Consider the following 16885-nt stretch of genomic DNA (forward strand, 5'->3'; position numbering starts at 1 on the left):
TGCCCGTTTCCCGCGACGGGTGTGGTTAACGAGGCCATTGGGCAAATCGTTACGCGCGAATTGGAGCTTGTCGGCGCCGGCGCGACGTTCCACCCGCGCGCGGGCCGCCGGGTCGAGCCGCCCGGACTCGACGAAGCCGGCGTACTCCAGCAGCCGGATGACGCCGTGCGACTCGTGTCCGACGCGCTGGGCGTCGACGAGCGCGCCGGCGACCACGGCTGCCAGGTCCGGCGGAGTGCCGAGGGCCTGCAACAGGCGCTCGGAAGCGGCGAGAAGCTCGGCCACGTCAACCTGTCTGGTCATCCAGCGCTCCGTTGGTCGTCACGGGTTCTTCGTGGAATTCGGGGAGATCGACCCCTAGCTCGGCGGCCAGGTCGCGGACGCCGCTCCGTACGCCGGACGGCACCGGGATGCCCGCCGCGGCGCGCTCGAGCCGGGTGCGTGTCTCCACCTCGCCCGGCAACAGCACGGCCTCGTCGGGGGAGGCCGCGGCCGCGTGCAGCAGCCCGGCGAACTGGCGCGACACGGCCGCGACCGCGTCGAGGTCCACGAACCGGGCGACATCCAGGGCCAGAAAGACGGTGCCGTTGCCGTAACCGCTGTCGGTGATGGCGGCGGGCAGCGTGCCGGACAGCATGCCGGCCGCCATCTCGATCAGCACGGACAGCCCTGAGCCCTTGTGCCCGCCGAACGCTCGCAGCGCGCCGCCGGCCGCGAGGTCGCTGGCGTGGGTGGTCGGCCGGCCCTCGTGGTCAAGGAGGGCGCCGTCGGGAACGGCGTCACCGCTCATGGCCGCCAGCACGACCTTGCCCGCGGCCACGACGGCCGTCGAGAAGTCGAGGACGAGGTGGTCACCGTCCGGCCCCGGCATCGACCAGGCGTACGGATTCGTGCCGAGCACCCGCTTGGTCCCACCGTACGGCGCGACCACGGCGCCGCCGGTGTTGCAGAACGCGATGCCCATCAGCCCGGCAGAGGCCATCGTCTCGACCCACTCACCCAGGCGGCCCACGTGGTTGCCGCGGGTGAGGACCACCGACGCCACCCCGTGTTCGCGGGCGTTCTCGATGATCTGCGCGGTGGCCAGCGTCGCCGCGTCCTGCCCCCAGCCCCAGTGCCCGTCGACCATGGCCGTCCCGCCGTCGCTCCATGCCAGGTTGGCGCGAGCGTCCGGGACCAGATGGCCGCCCCGGACCCAGCCTGCGTACTCGAGCACGCGGATGAACCCGTGCGAGTCGTGGCCGACAAGGTTGGAGCCGACCAGCGATCCACCGACGAGGCGGGCGAGGTCCGTCGGCGCGCCGAGCCCCTCGAGCACCCGGGCGGTGACGTCGACGAGGACGTCGGCGGGGTAGCGCGTCGGCTCAGGCAAAGCGGGCCTCCACAAGACCGAGCGGGCCGAAGTCGGCGCTGACGACGTCGCCTCGGGCGACGAAACAGTGCGCGGTGCAGGTGCCGGTGCTGACGACGTCGCCGGCCGCGACGTCCCGCCCGCGTTCGCGAGCCCAGTTGACCATCCAGGTGAGGCTGGTGATCGGGTTGCCCATCGCCTCGGCGCCGACGCCCGACTTCACGTAGGAGTCGTTGACGTAGAGATCGATGATGGCGGTGGGCAGATCGACGGACCGCCAATCGGTATGGCGGCGGCCCCGCACCAGGGCGGCGCCGCCGCCGTTGTCGTACATGCCGCCGAAGTAGCCGCTGAGCGTGTACCAATCCTCGAACACCGAGTCGCCGATCTCGATCACCGGGATCAGCGACTCGATTCCGGCCCGCAGGTCAGCCTCGGTGTACGGCTCGTCGCGCGCAGGAAAGTCTGCGCCGAGCGCGAAGGCGAACTCCGTCTCGCAGAGCCGGTAGTTGACGAAGTACTCCGGGCCGATCTGGGCGGGGCTGTCGAAGATCGAGTGGGCGAAGAGGTGGCCGGGGGAGGGGCTCGGTATGTTCTCCGCACGCCGCACGGCCATGCTCGCGGCGCCGACCTTCCACCCGGCCGTCGTCCAACCCAGCGCCTTGTCGAGGCGCAGCAGCACGTCTTCGACGGACTTCCAGGATCGGGCCCGCAACCGGTCGGGCAGCGTCACCGCCGTTCCCTCGAGGCGGCCGCGGACGATCAGCTTGGTGATCTCGTCGACCTCGGCGGGCGTCAGGTCCGTGTCCCGGTCGCACGGCGTCGAGCCGCCGGGCGCGGTGGGACCGTGGATGAGCCGCCCGCGGTCGGTGAGGTAGGGCGATCGGGGCCGGCCCCGGCCCGCGCGCAACTCCGCGAGGCGGCCGGCGTCTGACGGGGGTATGACGGTCGCAGCCACGCGCCCTCCTCGGGCTTGCCAACTGTATTTTGTTAACAGTACTCTACTGAGGACCTGCTGGATCGCACAACAGTGCGCGAGGAGGCAGCATGACCGGGGCGGTCGACGAGATCGAAGGTTTGTTGCTGGCCGACGGGTTCCTGACCGACCCGTACCCCGCGCTGGCCCAACTGCGCGATCGCGAACCCATGCACTGGAGTCCCTCCGTCGGCGCTTGGATTCTCACGCGCTACGACGACATCAAGGCTTCGTTCAAGAACACCGCCGACTTCTCCAACGAGGACCGGCTGGGCCGCGCGGCCGCGTACCTGCCAGACGAGGACCGCCGTGCGCTGCGGCCGTTCGAGGACCACTACCGCACCAAGGGCCTGCTGCACGCGGATCCGCCCGACCACACCCGGCTGCGCCGGCTAGTGCTGCGGGCGTTCTCGCCGAAGGTCATCGAGTCGATGCGTACCCGGATCCAGGCCATCGTCGACGAACTCATCGACCGGGTCGCCCCAAACGGCCGGATGGAGGTCATCGACGACCTCGCCTTCGCCTTGCCCGTCACCGTGCTCGCCGAACTGCTCGGTGTGCCGGTCGCCCACGGCCACCGGTTCGGCGCCTGGGCCGACCGCCTGCTCGCGTTCCAAGGCGTCAACCGACCCGAACGCGCCGTTCTGCTCGCCGCGCAGGAGGCGCTGCTGGAGGCGCGCGCCTACCTCGCCGACCTGATCGTCCAACGCCGCCGCGAGCCGGGCGACGACCTGATCACCCAGCTGACGCTGACCAGCCCGGATGGCGAGACCCTCACCGACGACGAGATCATCAACACCGGCATCACGCTGCTCACCGCGGGCCACGAGACCACGACGTCGCTGATCGGCAACGGCCTGCTGACCCTTCTCCGCCATCCGGACCAATGGGACCGCCTGCAAGCCGACCGGTCGCTGCTGAAGAGCGCGATCGAAGAGACGCTGCGGTACGAGAGCCCGGTGTCCCGTCAGCCCCGACGGCTCACGCGCGACGTCGAGCTGCACGGGAAGACGATGCACGCCGACGACATGGTCTTCCAGATGCTCGGTTCGGCCAACCGCGACCCGGCGATCTTCGACGACCCGGATTCCTTCGACATCGGCCGCCAGCCCAACCGGCACATAGCCTTCGGCCAGGGCATCCACTTCTGCATCGGCGCGCCTCTCTCCCGCACCGAAGGGGAGATCGTCTTCACCACCATCCTCGACCGGTTGCCGGGGATCGCGCTGGTGGACGCCGAACCCCGCTGGGACACCAGCAAACGCAACTCCCGAGTGCTGACCACCCTTCCGGTCACCTTCTGACCACCCCCACACCAGAAAGGTCGACGATGCTGGACCGTGGCGTCATCTCGGTCGTCCGCACCACCTCGGCGCGCACCGCGCTCACCCTCGCGCGCGGCGTCGCCCGCACGGGCGTCGTCGGCGTCGAGGTGACGATGACCGTGCCGGACGCGGTCCACGTGATCGCCACCCTCGTGGACGAGGGCGTGGATCGGGTCGGCGCCGGCACCGTGCGGACCCTGGCGCAAATGCACGCGTGCATCGACGCCGGCGCGACCTTCATCGTCTCGCCACACCTGGACGCGGACCTGGTCAAGGTCGCGGTCGCGAGAGGCGTCCCGGTTGTGCCCGGCTGCCTCACCCCGAGCGAGATCGCCCAGGCGATGGCACTCGGAGCGTCGGCGGTGAAGCTGTTCCCGGTCTCGTCGGTGGGCGGCGTCGCCTTCGTACGCGCCGTACTGGAGCCGATGCCGGAGGCCCGGTTCGTCGTCTCGGGCGAGGTGACACTGCCCGAAGTGGACGACTATCTGGCGGTGGGCGCATGGGCGGCGTGCATCGGACCCGGACTGTGGCGCCCGGACGACGTCGAAAGCGGCGACGTCGAATCGGTGGCCGCATACGCGGCCGAGATGCTGACCCGGCCGCGACCCATCCGTTGAACCGGGCTGAGGCCGCATACTCAGGCCAGGGGGACGCCCCTGCTTACCCCTACTGCCAGGCGGACAGGCGAGCTCCATCAGCGTCGCTCGGCTGCGCTCGTGAGGTGGCTGGGGCTGGGCGTGTCCTGCCGACCATGGGAGCCGGATGATAATGGCGATCAGGAGCAGGCCGCCCCGTTAGATCGCGGCGCGTTTGGCGAAGCGGGTGGCCAGGTCACCGCCATTGCTTGCGCCAGTTGAAGCAGCGTTCCAAGACGTTCGATAGGTCAGGTCACCGTCGTCTTGGTCGACGACGCGGCGGCAGTGGTGGCAGATCATCGGAGCTGCCGGTTCACTGGGAAACAGGGACCACCAGCCAAAGTCCGCCGTTGAGGTTGAGGTTGTTGCCGTTGGCCTGGCCGGGGGCCGAATCGCCAACGTACGTGTAGAGCGGATGCCCGTTGTACGTGAGCTGCTCGGAGCCGTCGGTTCGCATGATGGTCCCGACCTGACCTGGCAAGCCCGCGCCGGCCGCGGCGGTGCCGGTCACCGGGGGCCAGTAGGCAGCGCAGGTTCCGTAACATTTCGACGTGGTTGGGGTGTCGGGGGCGAACGAGTAGAGCGTGAAGCCCTTCGCGTTGGTCAGTGCCGTCGTCCCGGCGATCGTCGCGGTCCTCAGGCTAGTGGTCGTGGCTGCGGTGGCCGGAGAACTGGCCCCGACAACCACCAACCCAAACAGCACAAGCGCCGCAGCCGTCAGGCCCACGGCGCCGATTCCGCCCGCCCTGGCGGTCTTCGGCGGGATCCGGGTGGGGAATCTGGCTGGGGCCGCTGGCTCTCGGTCCGCTGCGGCCCGGGCCGGCGCGGGGGCGAGTGCGAGCGCGGCCAGTGCTACGAAGGCGGCCACCTCCAGCAGGCCGGCGGCGATGCCGGCGCTTGTTCGGACCTCCTTGAACCCGAACAGCCCAATCCAAACCGACAGGAGGTAGCCACCCAGGGTGGCGAGGGCGAAGCCGGCTCCGGCCGCGGCCGCCAAGCGGCTCGGGATGACGAACCGGTTGGGGATGGCCAGCACTGCCAGCCCGAGGCCGAAGGCTGTGATCACCTGCAGCAAGAACAGCCACCCGATCGTCGGGATCGTCCGGTACCCGGTCAGGTACAGGTCGAGATGGATCGCTGCGATGGCGATCAGCAGACCCGAACCCACCACGCGCAGAATGACTTTGGGCCAGCCGGGTGTCGGCCGTTCGGCGTGCTCCCTCGTACTCACTCGTTGGTCCTTACCGTTCCCAGCCTTGTCATGCCTTGCCGCCGTGTCTTTTGTCAGCCGTGCACGTCCGTGCGGCGCGGAGCCGCCGTTGGGCCGCTGCTTGTACCCGTCGAAAGTGGCAAGTGTTGCGCTGATCGTCCCGAATGTGGCATGTGCCATCGCGATGACTGGACCTTGACTTCCCGACCGGTCGAGAACGACGCCGGTTGACCGGAGGTAGGGTGGAAACGGTTTGACGAGGGCCCCAATGGCGATGGCGGCGGCGCGTGTCCGACCCGGAGCCCAAGCGGCTTTCACAGGCGCGTAAGTGACGGAGTAAGGGACCGACCGCGCGTGACGCACAAATGTAAGCGGCCTTAACAGACGTCACCACCCGAGGTAGGACTGCGATGACCGGATCACCCAAGGTCCCGCCCGCAGCCGACGGCGACTTGGTTGCCGCGGACGACATGAAAGCCGCCCTGACCGCTGGCACTCTGGTCTTCGAGGACGGCTCGACACAGACGTTCAGCACCGACGGCCGAACGACCTACATCGAAAACGACAGGCCGACCGAAGGAGAATGGTCGGTGGTGGAGAACGGCAAATTCTCGTCGTTCTGGCCGCCCAGCTACCGTGCGACCTACAGCCTCCGCTGGATCATCGAGGGCGACAACCCTGTGGGACTCCGCTTCACCGACGACGCGCAAGGCCGCCGTTTCGACGGGCGTTACCGATAGCCGCCGGGGGAGCTCCGCCTGGACGCCACCCGATCTGGCTACAGGTCGTACAGATTGTTGATTTCGGCGGTGGTGAGCGTGCGCTGATAGAGCCGCAGATCGTCAAGACCGCCGATGAAGTTGCCCGCTTGCGCCACGCCGATGTGCAGCGATCCGGTCTCCGGTGCCCGCCAGGATGAGGTCGTCGGGCCCGTGCCTTCCAGCACGCCATTGACGTACAGCTGAGCGCGTCCCCAGCCCTTGTTCCAGACGACAGCAAGGTGCGTCCATGCTCCGCCGGTGACAGCCGATGCCGACGTGGTGATCGTCTGTGCGGCGCCACCGGCATCCGTGGTCGGCATGGTGAACTGCCAGCGGTCGGTCGTCTGGCTGCTGCCCCGTTTCAGCTTCAGGTAGAACGGGCTGACGCTGGCGCCGTCCGCGGCAAGCACAACCTGGTCGCCGGCGCCGTCGGCACGCCCGTCGCCGTTAGCGTCGGCGGGTTTGACCCAGACGGAAATACTGTACGAGCGATCGGTGTAGAGCGGCTGCCCGCCTCGGGTGTCGAGCAGTTGCACGCCGCTCAGGTTGATGGCCCGGTCAGCGTTGCCATGCCGATCCGTGGTCCACGACAGCGGCTCGTCACCCCGCGCCCAAGCGTCACGATGGAACCAGGATGTGTCACCGGTGTGCCCATCGAAGGTCCACTCGCCTACGGTCGGCGTGGCCAACGTCGCGATCTCGGCATCCGGTGCCACCCGCTGGTACACCCGCAGGTCGCTGATGGACCCGGCGAATCCGCGTCCCTCGGGGCCCTTTCCGATAAGAACTGGCCTGTCGATGCCCAGGAATCGGCGCCGTTGTTCCACAGCGCGCTGCCACTGTCTCGGACACCGTTGAGGAACAACTGCGCGTGGCTCCAACCGTTGTTCCAGACGACCGCCAGATGCGTCCACTGACCCGCGGCGACCGCAGCAGTAGACACGAGGGTTTGGTCGATCCCGGAGGGCGAGTCCGTGGTGGGGATGGTGAAGTAGTATCTGCCGCTGCGCTGGCCCAGCGTGAACGCCTGCCGGTACACCCCGCGCTGAGTGGCGATGACCTGGTCGGCGGTTGAGCTGGCCGGATTGATCCAGGCGGTGATCGTGTACGAAACGTCTGTCCTGATAGCGCTGCCGCACGAACGGCCGGCAGGGTCCTCACAGGTCTTGGCTCCGGCGTTGACACCGTTGCCCTTGAAGGCCTTCAAGTACGGCGCGCGGCTCTCGTTGCCAAGAACCCCCGCGTCGGCCTTGGCCAGATGCTGCGGGGATGAGCTCGTCGCGTCCGCTGCGACATCGCCGGATGCCTCGTCCAGGCGCCAAGCCGCGACCGGGCCAGCAGCCGGCCGACCGAGGGACAGGAGTTGAAGCACACGCTGGTAGGCGGGCTTGGGAGCGTACCGTTCATCGAGCAGCGTCGCGGCGCCCCACTTCGGATACTGGCTCGGGATCCATGAGTGCTCGTCGGTGAATCCCCACGTGGTGACGGAGACACAGCGGGGCACCGCAAGGCAGGCTTCAGTCGCCCAGCCGTACACGTTGGCCTGGCGTTCAAGCTTCGCCGCGTCGACCGGAAGCGGTACGCGGACGTCGAGTTCGGTGATCGCGACTTCGAGACCGAGAGCGGTGAATCGGCGCATCACGTCGGCGAGCCCGGACAGTCGCGTGGTTTCGAGCTTGTGGGTCTGGAACCCGATTCCGTGGATCGGGACGCCCCGGTCGAGCAGGTCGCGCACGAGGTTGTAGAGACCCCGCGCCTTGGCCGAGTCCGCTTCGATCCCGTACTCGTTCAGATACAGCTTCGCCTGCGGGTCGGCCGCGTGCGCCCAGGAGAACGCGTCGGCGATGTAGGACGCGCTGAGTTGATCGCCCCAGAAGCCGTTCTGGCCGGCGCCCGTTCGCAGTCCGCCGTTGTCGTTGAGCGGCTCGTTGACCACGTCCCAGGCATCTACGCGGCCGCGGTAGTGCCCGACGATGCTGGTGACGTGGTGTTGCAGGGCGTCCCTGAGCGCGGTGCCGCTCAACTGACCCACCCAGTCCGGCAGATCGCTGTGCCAGACCAGAGTGTGACCCCGGACCTCCTGGTCATTGGCCTCGGCGAACTCGACCACCCGGTCGGTGTCGTCCCAATAGAATGATCCTTGACCGGGTTCGATGTACTTCCATTTCGCGTCGTTCTCCGTAGTGACCGAGCTCAGTTCGGCGCCCGCCCATTGCCGGTAGGCATCCTCACCCGCGGCGGGGTCGAGCCGCTTCCCCGAGACTGCCGATCCGATCTTCACACCGGCGGTGTCCGCGGCAGCCCGCAACGTCGATTGGGTGCCAGAGGCCGGCGCGTTGCCCATGACGACCATCAAAGCGCCCAGCACAGCTGTTGAAGCGACGGCTCCGAACCGTTTTATCCGCATGTTCCTCGTCTCTCTTTGAGCCGGCCCGACGCGTCGACCAGCGGAGGGCCCGGGCCCAGGGAACTTCTGGTCGACGTGGAGCTGCGGGTCAGGGTGGCGAGACCAGCGCGTCTCGGTCCCATTGACGTGATCCGACGCTCCCTCGGGGACGGTAACGAGCAGCGGTGCGGTGCCGGTTCAGCGGACGTACCGCTCTGACGGGTCGTCACACATCGGGGTCAGGTCACGGCCGCTGACATTAAGGGCCATCGCGCCGCTCGCGCAACCACTCATGCCGCTGCCGTCGTACGAATGGCGACGCAGGGAAAGACCAGAGGGCTGTGCGAGACGATGGCGGATTCAATGAATTCGTTCGAGGCGGCGGTCACCGCCTTGTGCAGTCCTATTCGCCGGCTGCGGCGTTGTCCTGCCACGTCCCCTTCTCGCAATCCTCGTCGTCGCGATCCTTGCCGCCCCAGGCCTTCTTGCCGCCCGCCGCAAACCCTCACCCTCCGTCGCTGATCAACCAGCGACTGCCGGGCGCCACGTAACCGCTAACTTCGTTGGGTGGGCACCGCGGCAGGGCGCCATATGGCCCGGCGTCAACCTGGATCGCGAAGTCATCCAGGACTGGGACCCGACGGGCCTAATCGCGCCCGGCGCGTCGATGCGCGTTTCAAGGGGTCGAGGTGGGGATCGAACCTGCGCGCCCGCCGAGCCTGGCACCCGGAGACCACGTCCTTGGTCTGCTAAGAATTAGACATGAGTGAGTCAGGCCGCGCGGGCGGAGCTGATCTACGCGGTGCACGAGGGACTGCGGTCCAGCAAGGCGGTCACGGGAAAAGGTTGGCCTGCCCGCCTTCTAGCATCAACCGGCGTCCGGGTCGGGGTCGGTGGCGTCGCGCGCCCTCCTCGTCGTCCGGCAGGGCGCCGAGTACGTCCATCTTGGCGTGGGTTGCCAGCCCTCGCGGTGCACCACGGTGAAGCGTGAGAGCGCGCAGCCATCGCCGAGACAGATGATGAGGCTCTGATGAACTTCCAGATTCGGCGATCCCAGCGGGGTGCCGAGGCCGAATTCGTAAGGGGGCTGGAGTGGCTTTTCAACCCACCCGGCAGCCGACCCCCGGATTGGGACCGCGACCGCGCCGTCGAGCGAACCGCACAGGTCCTCGCCCACGAGAACGTCGCGCTGTTCGAAGCCCGCTCCCATCAGGATCAATTGGTGGGCGTGGCCAGCGTCTACCTGGACATTCTGTCGGTGCGTTTCGGTCGTCGGGCTTCGATCGAGGATCTCGCTGTGCACCCCGAATGGCGCTCCCGAGGCGTCGGCGCCAGCCTGCTGACGACCGCCAGGGCGTGGGCGCACGAGCAGGGTGCCGACTACGTCTTCTTAGAGTCCGGCCTGGCCAGAACCGAGGCACATCGCTTCTACCTCCGCGAAGGTGCGACCCACGCGGCCGCGGCATTCAGGTGGACCATCCAACACACCCGCTGACGGACCCCGCGTCAGTTCGGCGGTCGTTAGCTGACTTTGCCGCCACCCTGTGCGATCCCACCGGCGCCCGTTCCTCGTCCCGCCAGCACAGCTATCCCTGCCTGGGCCCGGGATGCGAACTGTGCGAAGAGCGGCGCGGGACCACGCCGCGGATTCCGGACGTCACCGCGGCCTGCTGTCCCGCAGCACGTCAGTTAGGAGCGACCATGAGGCGTTGCTACCGGACAGGAGAACACCTACCGGGCCATCGGCCCGCCCATCTGCCACATCTGCCTTCACCCCGGCGACCGCGATAGCGCCGGCCGGTTCGACGATCAACCGCAGGTCGCGTGCCACATCTGCCATTGCGGCCAGGGTCGCCTCGTCGGTGACCGTTCTGATCCCGGGGCTGGCCGAGCTGATGATCCGAAGGTTGAGTTCACCTGGCATCGGGGCCGTCAGTGCGTCCACGATCGTGCCGGTGCCGCGATGGCTGACGGGCCTACCCGCCTCGAGAGAGGCGGCCAGCGTCGCCGTACCGAGAGGCTGCACGGCTACCAGTTCGACGTGTCCGGCGATGGCCCGCGTGGCGATGGCAGCGCCGGCCAGCAATCCGCCTCCGGAGCACGGGACGTACAGCCGGGTGATATCGGGGCATTCGGCCAGGAGCTCAAGGGTCGCGGTGGCGGCGCCCGCGACGACCATCGGATCGTCGAAGGGATGTATGAACGTCAGACCCCGCTCGGCGACGAGCCGCCGCGCGAGCGCGAACGCGGCGGCCGCGTCGCGGACGCCTTCGGTGACGACGGTCGCGCCGAGTGCGGCCGCGGCCGCCCGCTTCTCGCGTACGGCCGACTCGGCCATGACCACTGTCAAGGCACAGCCGTGAAGCTGGGCCGCATAGGCAGCACCGAGCGCGGCGTTACCGGCGCTCACGGTTATCAGCCCGCGGTCCCGCTCGGCCTGGTCGAGGGTGCGGATCCGATTGAGCGCCCCGCGCACCTTGAAACTTCCGGTTATCTGTAACGACTCGGCCTTTGCGCGAACCGACACCCCCAGGCGGGCATCGAGGTCGCGAGACCCGAGAACGGGCGTGCGCACGATATGGGGCGCCAACGCCGTGGCCGCTTCGTAGGCATCTTCCAGGCTCGGCTCAGATGGTGGCGGAGGCACGATAAACCAGCTTTCCGGCCCATGGTTCGCGGGCCCTGAGGGTGAAGGTTATCGGTACCCGGCCGGCGCCGAGCTCGACGATTGTGCCGCGGGGATCCGCCAGGCTAGGAGAGCCTCGCGTTCCCGAGGTACACCCACGCGCACCACCGTGCCCAGCTCGCCGACTACCAAGCCAACGACGAAACCGCGCGCCTGCAGAAGCTCGTGGACGGCTGCGACACGAAGATCGGCCGATACCGAACGACGCTCGACGCAGAGGCGAACCGTTGCTGGACCCGGGAAACGGCAGCGATCCGGACCGCCACGCTTGCCAGGACCGGCGTCGCCGAGGGACCGCCGCAACGACTCAATGCCGTGGAGGGGCTCGGCGGCTACTCGCGATCGTTATGTCCCTGGCCCAGAAACGATCAAGGCCGAAGTCGTCTCCAACGACTTCGGCCGTGTGCCGTCTGCGTGTCCGAGGGGCGACACGAACCAAATCCCAACGACGTGACCAGCTTTCAGCGGTAATCGATCTACCCGAAGTGGAGTGACAGCATTGCCGGCTCAGGAGTTAAACGATCCTCGCTGTCCTCGTCGCGTGCTTGCTACTTTGAGACCCGCCGCGGGACGCCCCCGCCGACAGGAGACACACGTCCGTCCTGCCGACATCCGCTCATGCCGAAGAGCGAATGTCCGATCTAACCTGGGCCGACGAGCGTCCCCGCCTGGCAGCCGTCGTTCGCGCCAACGCCAGTAGGGCGATGCCCATACCCGCGCTCATCGCACCGTGATACAGCGCCGACCAGTCCAGGGGAGACGCCACCGCGTCCGTCGTCGCCGCGGACAGACCACCGATGCGCATCCCGCGGGCCACCCACTAGAGCACCAGGTAGCCCCCGAGCAGCGCACCGGAGCAGGGGAAAGACGGCGGCCCCTCCGAATGCCACAGTCAGCGGTCATCGAAGAGGGTCGATACCGAACATCGGAGACCTCCCGTGCATAAGCGGAAGGTCAACGCGCCCCCCACGATAGATGGCGGAGCATCGCCTTACCGACGGCCGAGGCCGATTGCGATGCGGCGCACATGCGTGGGCATCTACTCGGTAGGTCCGCGCCCTCGGCGGGCTATTTCATCCGATCGGCAAGCACCCGAGCTCAGTGGCAGCAATGTTGCTCGCCGCCGGAGGGCCCGCTGGCGCCCAAGTCGTCGTCACGGCCGGCGGCGAGGCGCGACCAGTGCGAGGTTGGCCGCCCGTCGAGGCGGAACTGGTCGCCGTCGGTCCGGAAGCGCTGCGGCCAGCCGTCCGGCGAGTCCTCCCAGTCCTCTTGGCGACCGTAGACGGTCATGTCGAGCAGTCCGTACGACGGCGCCATAGCCTCGACCCCCCGCCCGGTGGTCCAGTAGGTCTCGAACACCCGGTCGCCTTGGCGCAGGTAGCACGCCTTCATCCCGAAGGCGCGCCCGGCGACGAGAGAGTCGAGCGACTCCGCGGGCACCGAGTACCAAGGCGCCTGCCAGCCCATGAAATCGCGGTAGCGCGACGTCTCCTCGAACGGCCCCTGGCAGAAGACGGCGAACGTGACGTCGCGCGAATGCAGGTAGGACAGCTCGAGCATCTGGCCGGTGAAGAACGTGCAGCCCTCGCACTGATCGGCGGCCGGCCTGCCCGTGTGCCACATGTGGTACGACGCGAACAGCTGGGTCCTCCCCTCGAAGACGTCGAGCAGGGGTACCGGGCCCTCGGCACCGACCAGTTGGGTGGTCGGGTCGACCTCGACCATCGGCAGCCGCCGGCGAGTCGCGGCGATGGCGTCGCCCTCGCGGGTGTGCGCCTTCTCGCGGAGCCGGAGCTCGTCGAGCTGCTTCTGCCAGGTCTCGCGGTCGGTGAGCGGGGGTGCCGCTGGCGTGGACATGGGGTTTCTCCTCACGGTGGACGCTATGAGGCTAATAGTGAGTGCTAGGATCGAGCAAGTACGAAAAGGAGGTGTTCCATGCCAACCCAGCGGGGCTATCGGCAGGCCTGCGGTGTCGCGCGCGGACTCGACATCGTGGGTGAGCGGTGGTCGCTGCTCGTGGTGCGCGAGCTGCTGCTCGGGCCGAAACGGTTCACCGACCTCCAGCAGGCGCTCCCCACCGCCAGCCCGAACGCGCTGTCCGACCGGCTGCGCGAGCTGGCCGACGCAGGCGTACTACGCCGTCGGCAGCTGCCTCCGCCAGGCAATGTGTGGGTCTACGAGCTGACGGCGTGGGGTCGTGGCCTCGAGCCGATCGTGGTCGCGCTTGGCACCTGGGCGCTTGCCGCCCCGCCGACCGCGGAACAGCTCTTCGTGAGCGCGGACAGCGCCATGCTGAGCATCCGCACCTTCTTCGCGCCCGGCCCGGAGCAGCCCGAGGTGACGCTCCGGATCGAACTACGCGACCACGGTCCCGCCGGAGTGTTCGGCGTCCGCCTCACGTCGGCCGGCGCCGACGTCTTCCACGAGCCGCCCGAAGAGCCTGACGCCGTCGTGGTCACCACGACGGATGCCCTCCTCGCCGCCTTCGGCAGCGACGACCTGGCCGGGCTTGTAGCTGCCAGCGCCGTGATCATCGGTGATCACGAGGTCGTCCGCCATCTCGTCGCGGGCGTGCGTGTATTGGCCTCCACAGATCGGTACTCAAACAGCACCTCCGGCTAAGGACGGGGGGCGGATCGCCGCCAGACGCCGCCCGAAAGGTGACCCGCTGTCGCGCCAGCTCGGGTTCGCCCTGTTCCGGTCGACACTCCGGCCCGGCGTCGACCAAGGTCACGTGCACGCGTCTGCCGCGATGAGCTTCGCGCTGTAACGCCGGTGGGGCGAGGCGCGAACGCCGCGGGCGTACGCCGGAAGGCGCGGTCTTCACACATCGCACAACTGCCTGGCCCGCGCCAGACTTGAGGGATGGTTGTCCAGCTGAATCACACCATCGTGCGGGTCCGAGACAAGCGGCAGTCGGCGACGTTCGTCGCAGAGATCCTGGGATTGGCAGAGCCCAAGCCGTTCGGCCCGTTCCTGGTCGTACAGGTCGCCAACGAGGTTTCACTCGACTTCGCCGACGACCACGGGCCGGTCCACCCGCAGCATTACGCGTTCCTGGTGAGCGAGGCGGAGTTCGACCAGATCTTCGGCCGGATCCGCGCTCGGGGACTTGACTACTGGGCCGACCCAGGGCGACGTCGCCCCAGCGAGATCAACACCAACGACGGCGGGCGCGGCGTGTACTGGGAAGATCCCAGCGGGCACCTCCTCGAGATCATTACCCGCCCGTACGGCAGCGAGGGCTGAACAGCCGCGGCCCGGCAACGGCCGCACGCCAACCGGCCAGACCATCTTCGAAGCCTGGCCGGGCCGAAGGCAGACCACGAGCAGCGTTTGGCTACTCAGAGCTCTCGCTCGTTCCGGGTCTTGGCCTTGGCGACCGGGCAGGGCGAGTCGTTCGACAAGCGCGGGACATTCGACGTCCTGGTCGACCGACAAGTAACGCGCGGATCTGCTGCTGACCGTGCGCGTGACTCGGCGGCCTGGTCCAGGCGTAACTTAGCTCGTCGCAGAGCACGCCAGAGGCCTTCCAGGTCGTGCCGGGGTAAGGCCGGTGTCAATTACAGACCGAACGTCTTCGCGACTTCCGCGGCGAGGCCTTCTGCTGCCATCGCCTTGTCGACGTGGATGACCGGCAAGCGCAGGGCTGCCACTGATCTCTCGACTCGGTGAACAGCCGATCTCGCTCCAGCAGGTTGGCCAGTGCGCGGTCCGGATCGCTGGTTCTGCCGGCGATCTGCCAGAGCCCGCCCCGGCTCTCCAGAGCGGCCCAGCGGAACTCGGGCGTCGGGATCAGCCAGACGGAGTGCCGGGTGTCCGCAAGCAGCGGAGCGAGCAGCTCTGGCAGGAGCCGGAAGCTTTCGGGGACGACGCCGCGGTCGGTGGGCATGGCGCACGAACCCCGCTACGAAGGCGCCGAGCGCTACCTGTGGCGCACGATCACGCTGAGTGAAGAACTCGACCCCGACGACTTGAAGGTGATGCAGGACATCGCCGAGAGGTCCCGGGTAACCCTGCTGATTCAGTTCGCCTGGAGCGTGCGGACCGAGTTCATCGGGCCGCGCTGAAGTCACGGGTCGTGTCGATATCATCGGCCGGTGCTCGCTCGGTCAAAGGTTCCTCGGAGGGCGAAGCTGTTGTTCTTCGCGTCTGGACGACGCTCGCCGCGGTGTTGACGGTCGGCATGGGTTACTCCCTGTGGGGGGATATCAACGGGGGGTCCGCGACGGTTGTGCAGGTCTACTCTCAGACTGCCTACACAGTCAGTTTCGTCACCGACGACGGCACGCGGTGTGTGACGCGGCGCAAATGGACGGCGTCACACACCGTGGAGTCAGACACCTTCGAGGTCAAGTATTCGAGGGTGTTGCCTTGTGACAACGTGCGGCGCGCGGACACCGGTCCCTTGTGGTTCATTTACCTGATCCCGCCGGTTCTCCTGATCGCAGGTATTGCCGCATTTGTTTTGATCAAGCGTCAAGAGGCTTGACTGGTCCGCTCGGCCAGGGTGCTTCACTATCCGGACTCTCCGCAGTCGGTGACTGACATCCTCGCGAGGACCCGCGAATCGCCGTCTCGGTTCCGCATGTCGACGGTCGGCTCAGCTGGCAACGCGGCGCTTGGGGCGAGGTCTTTCGTGGTGCGTTCCAAGCCGGCGACTTCGGGGATGCCCGGGAACGCGACAGGATCCTCGAATGCGAGGGAGAACGTCGGGGAGCCGTCTGTGCCCGGATAAGCCAGCAGTAGCAGTCGATCGCGGGCGGCCGGGTCCCGGGCGAAGAAGCCGATGCGCACTTCCTCACACGGTCGGAGGTCGTTGACCCCCCAGCTGAGCCCGTCCGCCAACCGCTCGGAGGTCTGTACGGGGCGCTGTAGAGCGTTACACCGATGAGCGGGCTGGGCGATCTGTTCTGGATCCGCTTGGTGCTCACGGCGATGTCAGGATCGTTCGGTGCTGGTCCGGCCTGTGGGTACTCGAGCGTTCTTGATCACGTTCACGCTCCTGCCGAGAACAGTGCGTCAGGCGGCGTCCTGATGCTCTGGGCGGCATCGCTCCTGCCGCTGGCGGCCGTTCTCCAGCTGTCGCGGCGGCACCCAGACGGCGCCTGGAGCTCCCTGCGGGAAAGTGCGCCGCGCCGAACCGTTCGGTCGGTGCCGGACTGGAGATCAGAAGACGTCGTCGTATCCCTGCTGCCAGCGGTCAGCGTTACGGCGCCAGACATGCCGGGTCACCCACACGACCAGACCCGCGCCTGCGCACGGCAGCACGATGATTAGGAGAGCCCAGTCACGCGTCACAGCGGCCATCAGCAGAAAGATCGACGTGAAGATTGCCGCGATGGCAACGCTCGGTTCCGGCCGCCGCAACCAGTAGCCCAGTATCCCAGGCCGAAATCGCTGCCCGCGCCGAGGAGTCTCACGATCCTTGAGTTCTGGCAGCCGCCGACGCCGTCCGCGCTGGCGCTTCCTCCGCTGCCCCGGTCTCGACACGCGACCGATCCTAGAGAGCCTGTCGACCCTTACTCTCATGCCGCGAGTAATGCGTTCGTCAG

Annotated in this window: 18 protein-coding genes; 8 read left to right on the plus strand and 10 right to left on the minus strand. The window is 67.9% G+C overall.

Annotated elements, in window-relative coordinates:
* The 3 genes from AB0J74_RS27085 to AB0J74_RS27095 form a co-directional block, all read right to left on the minus strand.
* A partial coding sequence (locus AB0J74_RS27085; RefSeq protein WP_363452725.1) for an Ldh family oxidoreductase occupies positions 1 to 285 on the minus strand: 285 nt, incomplete at its 3' end.
* A 1-nt stretch (position 286) separates the two neighbouring features.
* A complete protein-coding gene (locus tag AB0J74_RS27090) occupies positions 287 to 1372 on the minus strand; it encodes an Ldh family oxidoreductase (protein ID WP_363452727.1) in 1086 nt (361 codons plus the stop codon).
* Positions 1365 to 2309, minus strand: a complete 945-nt coding sequence (locus tag AB0J74_RS27095) for a hypothetical protein (RefSeq protein ID WP_363452729.1) — start codon at positions 2307 to 2309, stop codon at positions 1365 to 1367. The genes AB0J74_RS27090 and AB0J74_RS27095 overlap by 8 nt, the downstream gene beginning before the upstream one ends.
* A gap of 89 nt (positions 2310 to 2398) precedes the next feature.
* On the opposite strand from AB0J74_RS27095, the gene AB0J74_RS27100 reads away from it, so the two are divergent.
* Together AB0J74_RS27100 and AB0J74_RS27105 are read left to right on the plus strand one after the other, a co-directional pair.
* The gene (locus tag AB0J74_RS27100; RefSeq protein ID WP_363452731.1) at positions 2399 to 3631 is read left to right on the plus strand and encodes a cytochrome P450; all 1233 of its coding nucleotides are present in this window, start codon (positions 2399 to 2401) and stop codon (positions 3629 to 3631) included.
* 26 nt (positions 3632 to 3657) lie between these two features.
* Positions 3658 to 4269, plus strand: coding sequence for a bifunctional 4-hydroxy-2-oxoglutarate aldolase/2-dehydro-3-deoxy-phosphogluconate aldolase (locus AB0J74_RS27105; protein WP_363452733.1), 612 nt, complete (start codon positions 3658 to 3660; stop codon positions 4267 to 4269).
* Between the two features lie 331 nt (positions 4270 to 4600).
* On the opposite strand, the gene AB0J74_RS27110 is transcribed toward AB0J74_RS27105, so the two are convergent.
* Positions 4601 to 5518 (minus strand): hypothetical protein, encoded by a 918-nt coding sequence (locus AB0J74_RS27110; RefSeq protein ID WP_363452735.1) that lies wholly within the window; start codon positions 5516 to 5518, stop codon positions 4601 to 4603.
* 389 nt (positions 5519 to 5907) lie between these two features.
* On the opposite strand from AB0J74_RS27110, the gene AB0J74_RS27115 reads away from it, so the two are divergent.
* Positions 5908 to 6237, plus strand: coding sequence for a hypothetical protein (locus AB0J74_RS27115; protein ID WP_363452737.1), 330 nt, complete (start codon positions 5908 to 5910; stop codon positions 6235 to 6237).
* 38 nt (positions 6238 to 6275) lie between these two features.
* Here the strand turns inward: AB0J74_RS27115 and AB0J74_RS27120 are convergent, their stop codons facing one another.
* Both AB0J74_RS27120 and AB0J74_RS27125 read right to left on the minus strand, forming a co-directional pair.
* Positions 6276 to 6986 carry a LamG domain-containing protein gene (locus tag AB0J74_RS27120; RefSeq protein WP_363452739.1) on the minus strand — a complete coding sequence of 237 codons (711 nt, stop codon included), beginning with the start codon at positions 6984 to 6986 and terminating at the stop codon, positions 6276 to 6278.
* Positions 6929 to 8665, minus strand: a complete 1737-nt coding sequence (locus tag AB0J74_RS27125; protein ID WP_363452741.1) for an endo-1,4-beta-xylanase — start codon at positions 8663 to 8665, stop codon at positions 6929 to 6931. Before AB0J74_RS27125 ends, AB0J74_RS27120 begins: the two co-directional genes overlap by 58 nt.
* A 1009-nt stretch (positions 8666 to 9674) precedes the next feature.
* On the opposite strand from AB0J74_RS27125, the gene AB0J74_RS27130 reads away from it, so the two are divergent.
* Positions 9675 to 10139: a GNAT family N-acetyltransferase gene (locus AB0J74_RS27130; RefSeq protein WP_363452743.1), complete on the plus strand. Its 465-nt coding sequence runs from the start codon at positions 9675 to 9677 to the stop codon at positions 10137 to 10139.
* A 162-nt stretch (positions 10140 to 10301) separates the two neighbouring features.
* Here AB0J74_RS27130 and AB0J74_RS27135 read toward each other — a convergent pair whose 3' ends face one another.
* Both AB0J74_RS27135 and AB0J74_RS27140 read right to left on the minus strand, forming a co-directional pair.
* Entirely contained in the window at positions 10302 to 11291 is a 990-nt protein-coding gene (locus tag AB0J74_RS27135) for a pyridoxal-phosphate dependent enzyme (RefSeq protein WP_363452745.1), read from the minus strand.
* A 1137-nt stretch (positions 11292 to 12428) separates the two neighbouring features.
* On the minus strand, positions 12429 to 13187 hold the full coding sequence (locus AB0J74_RS27140; protein WP_363452747.1) for a DUF899 family protein: 759 nt from the start codon (positions 13185 to 13187) through the stop codon (positions 12429 to 12431).
* Between the two features lie 78 nt (positions 13188 to 13265).
* Between AB0J74_RS27140 and AB0J74_RS27145 the strand changes: the two genes are divergently transcribed.
* Positions 13266 to 13952: a helix-turn-helix domain-containing protein gene (locus AB0J74_RS27145; RefSeq protein ID WP_363452749.1), complete on the plus strand. Its 687-nt coding sequence runs from the start codon at positions 13266 to 13268 to the stop codon at positions 13950 to 13952.
* 243 nt (positions 13953 to 14195) lie between these two features.
* A complete protein-coding gene (locus AB0J74_RS27150; RefSeq protein WP_363452751.1) occupies positions 14196 to 14579 on the plus strand; it encodes a VOC family protein in 384 nt (127 codons plus the stop codon).
* A 310-nt stretch (positions 14580 to 14889) separates the two neighbouring features.
* Here the strand turns inward: AB0J74_RS27150 and AB0J74_RS27155 are convergent, their stop codons facing one another.
* A complete protein-coding gene (locus AB0J74_RS27155) occupies positions 14890 to 15222 on the minus strand; it encodes a hypothetical protein (protein WP_363452753.1) in 333 nt (110 codons plus the stop codon).
* Between AB0J74_RS27155 and AB0J74_RS27160 the strand changes: the two genes are divergently transcribed.
* Both AB0J74_RS27160 and AB0J74_RS27165 read left to right on the plus strand, forming a co-directional pair.
* Positions 15221 to 15400, plus strand: a complete 180-nt coding sequence (locus tag AB0J74_RS27160) for a hypothetical protein (RefSeq protein WP_363452755.1) — start codon at positions 15221 to 15223, stop codon at positions 15398 to 15400. The genes AB0J74_RS27155 and AB0J74_RS27160 overlap by 2 nt on opposite strands.
* Before the next feature lie 11 nt (positions 15401 to 15411).
* Positions 15412 to 15822: a hypothetical protein gene (locus AB0J74_RS27165; protein ID WP_363452757.1), complete on the plus strand. Its 411-nt coding sequence runs from the start codon at positions 15412 to 15414 to the stop codon at positions 15820 to 15822.
* A gap of 26 nt (positions 15823 to 15848) precedes the next feature.
* On the opposite strand, the gene AB0J74_RS27170 is transcribed toward AB0J74_RS27165, so the two are convergent.
* Complete coding sequence (locus AB0J74_RS27170) at positions 15849 to 16127, minus strand: hypothetical protein (protein ID WP_363452759.1); 279 nt, start codon at positions 16125 to 16127, stop codon at positions 15849 to 15851.
* Between the last annotated feature and the right edge of the window lie 758 nt (positions 16128 to 16885).

Source organism: Asanoa sp. NPDC049573, assembly GCF_040676615.1.
In the GTDB taxonomy this organism is placed as follows: domain Bacteria; phylum Actinomycetota; class Actinomycetes; order Mycobacteriales; family Micromonosporaceae; genus Asanoa.

Excerpts from the sequence above, each read along its gene's own strand:
- AB0J74_RS27100 (WP_363452731.1), top strand. The coding sequence starts at position 2,399 with ATGACCGGGGCGGTCGACGAGATCGAAGGTTTGTTGCTGGCCGACGGG.
- AB0J74_RS27105 (WP_363452733.1), top strand. The coding sequence starts at position 3,658 with ATGCTGGACCGTGGCGTCATCTCGGTCGTCCGCACCACCTCGGCGCGC.
- AB0J74_RS27115 (WP_363452737.1), top strand. The coding sequence starts at position 5,908 with ATGACCGGATCACCCAAGGTCCCGCCCGCAGCCGACGGCGACTTGGTT.
- AB0J74_RS27125 (WP_363452741.1), bottom strand. The coding sequence starts at position 8,665 with ATGCGGATAAAACGGTTCGGAGCCGTCGCTTCAACAGCTGTGCTGGGC.
- AB0J74_RS27130 (WP_363452743.1), top strand. The coding sequence starts at position 9,675 with ATGAACTTCCAGATTCGGCGATCCCAGCGGGGTGCCGAGGCCGAATTC.
- AB0J74_RS27140 (WP_363452747.1), bottom strand. The coding sequence starts at position 13,187 with ATGTCCACGCCAGCGGCACCCCCGCTCACCGACCGCGAGACCTGGCAG.
- AB0J74_RS27145 (WP_363452749.1), top strand. The coding sequence starts at position 13,266 with ATGCCAACCCAGCGGGGCTATCGGCAGGCCTGCGGTGTCGCGCGCGGA.
- AB0J74_RS27150 (WP_363452751.1), top strand. The coding sequence starts at position 14,196 with ATGGTTGTCCAGCTGAATCACACCATCGTGCGGGTCCGAGACAAGCGG.
- AB0J74_RS27160 (WP_363452755.1), top strand. The coding sequence starts at position 15,221 with ATGGCGCACGAACCCCGCTACGAAGGCGCCGAGCGCTACCTGTGGCGC.
- AB0J74_RS27155 (WP_363452753.1), bottom strand. The coding sequence starts at position 15,222 with ATGCCCACCGACCGCGGCGTCGTCCCCGAAAGCTTCCGGCTCCTGCCA.